The sequence below is a fragment of the Steroidobacter sp. genome (genome assembly GCF_016790065.1).
In the GTDB taxonomy this organism is placed as follows: domain Bacteria; phylum Pseudomonadota; class Gammaproteobacteria; order Steroidobacterales; family Steroidobacteraceae; genus Steroidobacter.
The window spans coordinates 1-3,943 of sequence record NZ_JAEUPY010000846.1 but is presented as its reverse complement, the minus strand read 5'-3'; the positions used below and the strand labels follow the sequence as shown (position 1 = coordinate 3,943).

General features: G+C 60.6%; 4 protein-coding genes, 3 tRNA genes and 1 pseudogene. 2 read left to right on the top strand and 6 right to left on the bottom strand.

The annotated features are described in order from the left end of the window. From JNL55_RS34005 to JNL55_RS33990, 4 genes are all read right to left on the bottom strand, one after another. Positions 1–168 (bottom strand): GTP-binding protein (locus JNL55_RS34005; protein ID WP_293865314.1); only part of this gene is annotated, 168 nt, incomplete at its 3' end. 45 nt (positions 169–213) lie between these two features. After that, a tRNA-Thr gene (locus tag JNL55_RS34000) sits at positions 214–289 on the bottom strand. Between the two features lie 52 nt (positions 290–341). After that, positions 342–415, bottom strand: a tRNA-Gly gene (locus tag JNL55_RS33995). Between the two features lie 8 nt (positions 416–423). Further along, positions 424–509 (bottom strand) — tRNA-Tyr (locus tag JNL55_RS33990). Between the two features lie 181 nt (positions 510–690). Here JNL55_RS33990 and JNL55_RS33985 point away from each other — a divergent pair. Continuing rightward, positions 691–2,217 carry a GGDEF domain-containing protein gene (locus JNL55_RS33985; RefSeq protein ID WP_293865311.1) on the top strand — a complete coding sequence of 509 codons (1,527 nt, stop codon included), beginning with the start codon at positions 691–693 and terminating at the stop codon, positions 2,215–2,217. Here JNL55_RS33985 and murI read toward each other — a convergent pair. Then, complete coding sequence (gene murI / locus JNL55_RS33980) at positions 2,210–3,040, bottom strand: glutamate racemase (protein ID WP_293865308.1); 831 nt, start codon at positions 3,038–3,040, stop codon at positions 2,210–2,212. The two genes, JNL55_RS33985 and murI, sit on opposite strands and share 8 nt — an antisense overlap. A 224-nt stretch (positions 3,041–3,264) precedes the next feature. Between murI and JNL55_RS33975 the strand changes: the two genes are divergently transcribed. After that, the gene (locus JNL55_RS33975) at positions 3,265–3,543 is read left to right on the top strand and encodes a PilZ domain-containing protein (RefSeq protein ID WP_116808918.1); all 279 of its coding nucleotides are present in this window, start codon (positions 3,265–3,267) and stop codon (positions 3,541–3,543) included. Between the two features lie 22 nt (positions 3,544–3,565). On the opposite strand, the pseudogene JNL55_RS33970 reads toward JNL55_RS33975, so the two are convergent. Further along, positions 3,566–3,943 (bottom strand): annotated as a pseudogene (locus tag JNL55_RS33970) (MFS transporter); the annotation flags it as partial.

Sequence of the window (3,943 nt, the reverse complement as noted above, 5' to 3'; positions counted from 1 at the left end):
CTCTTCAGGCGCCTTGTCGATCTGATCGTACGCCTTGAATTCACCGCCGTGCTTCTCCGCCATCACCTTCGTCAAGGCGGCCGTCAACGTCGTCTTGCCATGGTCGACGTGACCGATGGTGCCCACGTTTACGTGCGGTTTGGTGCGTTCAAACTTCTCTTTGGCCACAGCGGCGTTCCTCTATCAGAAGTCCCAGCCCAGCAAAAAAATATCTGGAGCTCACGATCGGGATTGAACCGATGACCTCGTCCTTACCAAGGACGTGCTCTACCAACTGAGCTACGTGAGCGCCTCGAACAAACTCTCTTATGACCGCCGTACTCAACTCATCGCGGTAGCAATGGAGCGGGTGATGGGAATCGAACCCACACCATCAGCTTGGAAGGCTGAGGTTCTACCATTGAACTACACCCGCTAAAGGAGTGGTGGAGGGGGTAGGATTCGAACCTACGAAGGCATAAGCCAGCAGATTTACAGTCTGCCCCCGTTGGCCGCTTGGGTACCCCTCCGCGGACATAAGAGCCGGGCATTCTCTTCGCCAACCTATTGAGTGTCAACAGCAACCGACAGCTGTTTGGTCCGGCGAAGCAAATTTCCCGCTTAAGTCATCTCGCGCCGCGCCGATACAGGGCCCGACATGCGCCGTTCAAGCGCTGCAAAGTCATTCTCACCCGCTCAGGGACGCTGGCCATGCTGCCCCAGGACCTAGAACAACGCCTCAAGGCCCAGGTCGATTTTCCCAGTCCGCCGCAAGTGGCGACTGAGATCATCTCGCTCGCCCGCGATCCGGACATCGAAATGGCCAAGGTCGCCACCGCGGTCGGCCGCGACCCGGCGCTCACGGCCAAGATCCTGCGCATCGCGAACTCGGCATTTTACGCACAACGGCGCCCAAGTCAGAACCTTCGGCAAGCTTTAGTGATCATCGGCCTGAATGCCGCGCTGACCCTGGCGCTGAGCTTCTCGCTGGTTTCGTCCATGCGCGCATTGAAAGCCACCGGCATCGACTTCAGCCGCTTCTGGCGCCGCGCCTTGCTGGCAGCCACTGCCGCGCGCGCTTTCAGCGAAGCCGCCAAGACCGGCCACGCCGAAGACATTTTCCTGTCCGCCATGCTGCAGGACATGGGCGTACTGGCCCTGGACCGGGCGGCGCGCGACTTTTACGCCCAGCTGCCGCCCAACTCGACCCACGCCGATTGGGTGGCGTACGAAATCGCCAAGCTGGGCAAAGATCATTCTTTCTATACCGCCTTGATGCTGCGCGCCTGGAACCTGCCGGAACGGCTCTGTAAGCCGGTAGAAGCCAGCCATTCGCCGCAAATGTTCGCCGCCACCAGCGAAGAAGGTCAGTTTGCCCGCTGCGTCGCGCTGGGTAGCGACCTGGCCGAAGCGGTGCTGTCCCCGGACCGTGCCAGCTCGGTGCCCGCCCTCGCGCAACGCGCGCATCGCCTGCTGAGCATGAGCCACGAGCACTTCAACGAAGTGGTGGCGCGCATCCTGGCGCTGATTCCCGAGACCGAAGCTTTGTACGAGACCAGCATTCTCCAAGCGGACGACGCCGAGAACCTGCTCGCCGAAGCCCGCGAGTTGCTGGCAGTCCGAAATCTGCATGCCTTGCAGGAAGTCACCAACCTGCAGGCCACCACCACCGCCCTGCAGACGCGCACCGAAGAGGCCGAGGATTCGAGCCGCCGTGATCCGTTGACCGGCGTGCTCAATCGCCCGTGGCTGGATCGCATGTTGGATCGCGAGTTCACCCAGGCCGTGGTGTTCGGCCGCGACTTGAGTGTCGCGCACATCGATATCGACCGCTTCAAGCTGGTCAACGAAAAGTACGGCACGCCGGTGGGCGATAAGGTTTTGCACAGCTGCGCGCAGGCCATTCAGGCTGTGGTCCGCGGCAGCGATTTCGTCGCCCGCTTCGGTGGCGAAGAGTTTCTCGTGGTGTTGCCGAGCACCGATCGCACGATTGCCCAGCAAGTCGCTCAGCGCATTCTCGCGTCGTTAGCCGGCGCGGATCATGGCGCGGAGGAAGGCGGCATTCACATCACCGCGTCCATTGGTGTGGCGACCTACACCACCAAGCAGCGCTTCCCGAGCACGCTTGCTCTGCTGGAAGCAGCCGATCATGCGCTGTACGCCGCCAAGCTCTGCGGCCGCAATCGAGTGGAACTGCACGACGACTTGCCGACCTCGCGCCGTAGCGTGGTTAAGTAGACGGCGCGAGATCCACCAGCTCGACGCGCCCAGCGTCGAACGACTCTCCCAGAAAGCGACTGCCGACGCGCGCGAAGCGCTCCGGACTATCAGTGGCTTGGAGAATCGGTGGCAACGGATTTCCTGAGCGCAGCAGTCCACGATCCAATAACTCCGCCTCGACCGCTCTGGCCGTGGTGTCCGCCGAGTCGACGATTGTTACAGTCGGCCCGATGACCGCGCGCAGTGCGTCGGCAAGCACCGGGAAGTGCGTGCAGCCGAGCAGCAACGTATCGATTCGCGGATCGTTACCAAACAACTCGTCGATGTAACGATGCGCGATGGCTTCGGCGATGGCGCCGTCCGTCCAGCCCTCCTCCGCCAGCGCCACGAATAGCGAGCAAGCTTGAGCACTTGCTTTCGCATCCGGCTTCAAGCGTGTGATTGCACGTTGATAAGCGCCGCCACGAACGGTTCCTTCGGTCGCCAGCACGGCGATATGCCCGGACTTCGACGCCGCGCAACCAGCCATCGATCCCGGTTCGATCACGCCGATCACCGGCATGGGTGCGAACCGCTGGCGCAACGGCTCAACTGCCACCGACGACGCGGTGTTACAGGCAATGACCAAATACTTGATGCCTTGATTCACCAGGAACTCGGCCGCCTGGATCGAATAGCGCAGCACCGAATCGCCGCTCTTCGTGCCATACGGCAAGCGCGCCGTGTCGCCGAGATAAATGAAGTGTTCGTTAGGAAGTCGCTGCCGAAGCGCGCGCAGTACTGTCAGGCCGCCCACACCGGAGTCGAACACTCCGATGGGCAGTCCATTGTTATCAATCATGGCTATTGATCATGACCAAGTCGGGGCCGGGAATCTGCTCACATAATCACACCCAGTGGGTACCTAGGGGAATGCAGCAGTGGTCACTATGGTAGATATTCTGCAAGTGACATTGTGCCGCGAAATAGATGGCGAGTTACGACATAAGACCCCGTCAACAGACTTTCGCACGTGAGTAGGAGCGCGGCATAATGATCGCGCGTCGAAACCTCGGGGAGTTGAGCATGGAGCGACGTCTCCATACACGTCACAGAGCGCGTACCGCCGTTTACGTTTCCGTCCCCGGTCGTCCCGGTAAGCTGTGCCGCGCGCGCAATTTGAGCGCGAACGGCGTGTTCATCGAAACCGAAAACCTGGGATTGAAGAAAGGTGCCACGGTGCATCTGGCGTTCGCCATCAATCTCGGCGTGGTCACCAAGATTCATCGCCGCACCGCCATCGTCGCGCACGTGTCCAAAGGTGGCACAGGCTTGATGATGGAAAGCCTGACAGGAACGCGTTAAGACCTTTACTCGTCGACGAGCCTCATTGGCTCGTCTGCGTCTGCATTGCTTTCATGTCGGCTGTAACGGTTCGCGACGCGCCGAACAGCGATCCCGAGCACAACAACATCAACGCTGGGATCACATACATCGCACTGTGCAAGCCAGCCGCGCGGAACGATGCTTCCATCTCAGTCGCGCCGGCAGTCAGCATGGCTTGATGCGCGAAGTGGTCGCTCAGCGCGCCCATGATGGTCGAGCCGAAGCTCGCACCCAGTACATACATCGCGAAGAAGTACAACGACACCGCCGTGCCGCGCAGGTTGGGCGCTACGACATCTTGAATCGCGCTATACACAGTCGAGTAATACGCGAACGACAGCGCGCTCGATGCGCCCATCAGAATCGCGAACATCGTGAT

Excerpts from the sequence above, each read along its gene's own strand:
- JNL55_RS33975 (WP_116808918.1), top strand. The coding sequence starts at position 3,265 with ATGGAGCGACGTCTCCATACACGTCACAGAGCGCGTACCGCCGTTTAC.
- murI (WP_293865308.1), bottom strand. The coding sequence starts at position 3,040 with ATGATTGATAACAATGGACTGCCCATCGGAGTGTTCGACTCCGGTGTG.
- JNL55_RS33985 (WP_293865311.1), top strand. The coding sequence starts at position 691 with ATGCTGCCCCAGGACCTAGAACAACGCCTCAAGGCCCAGGTCGATTTT.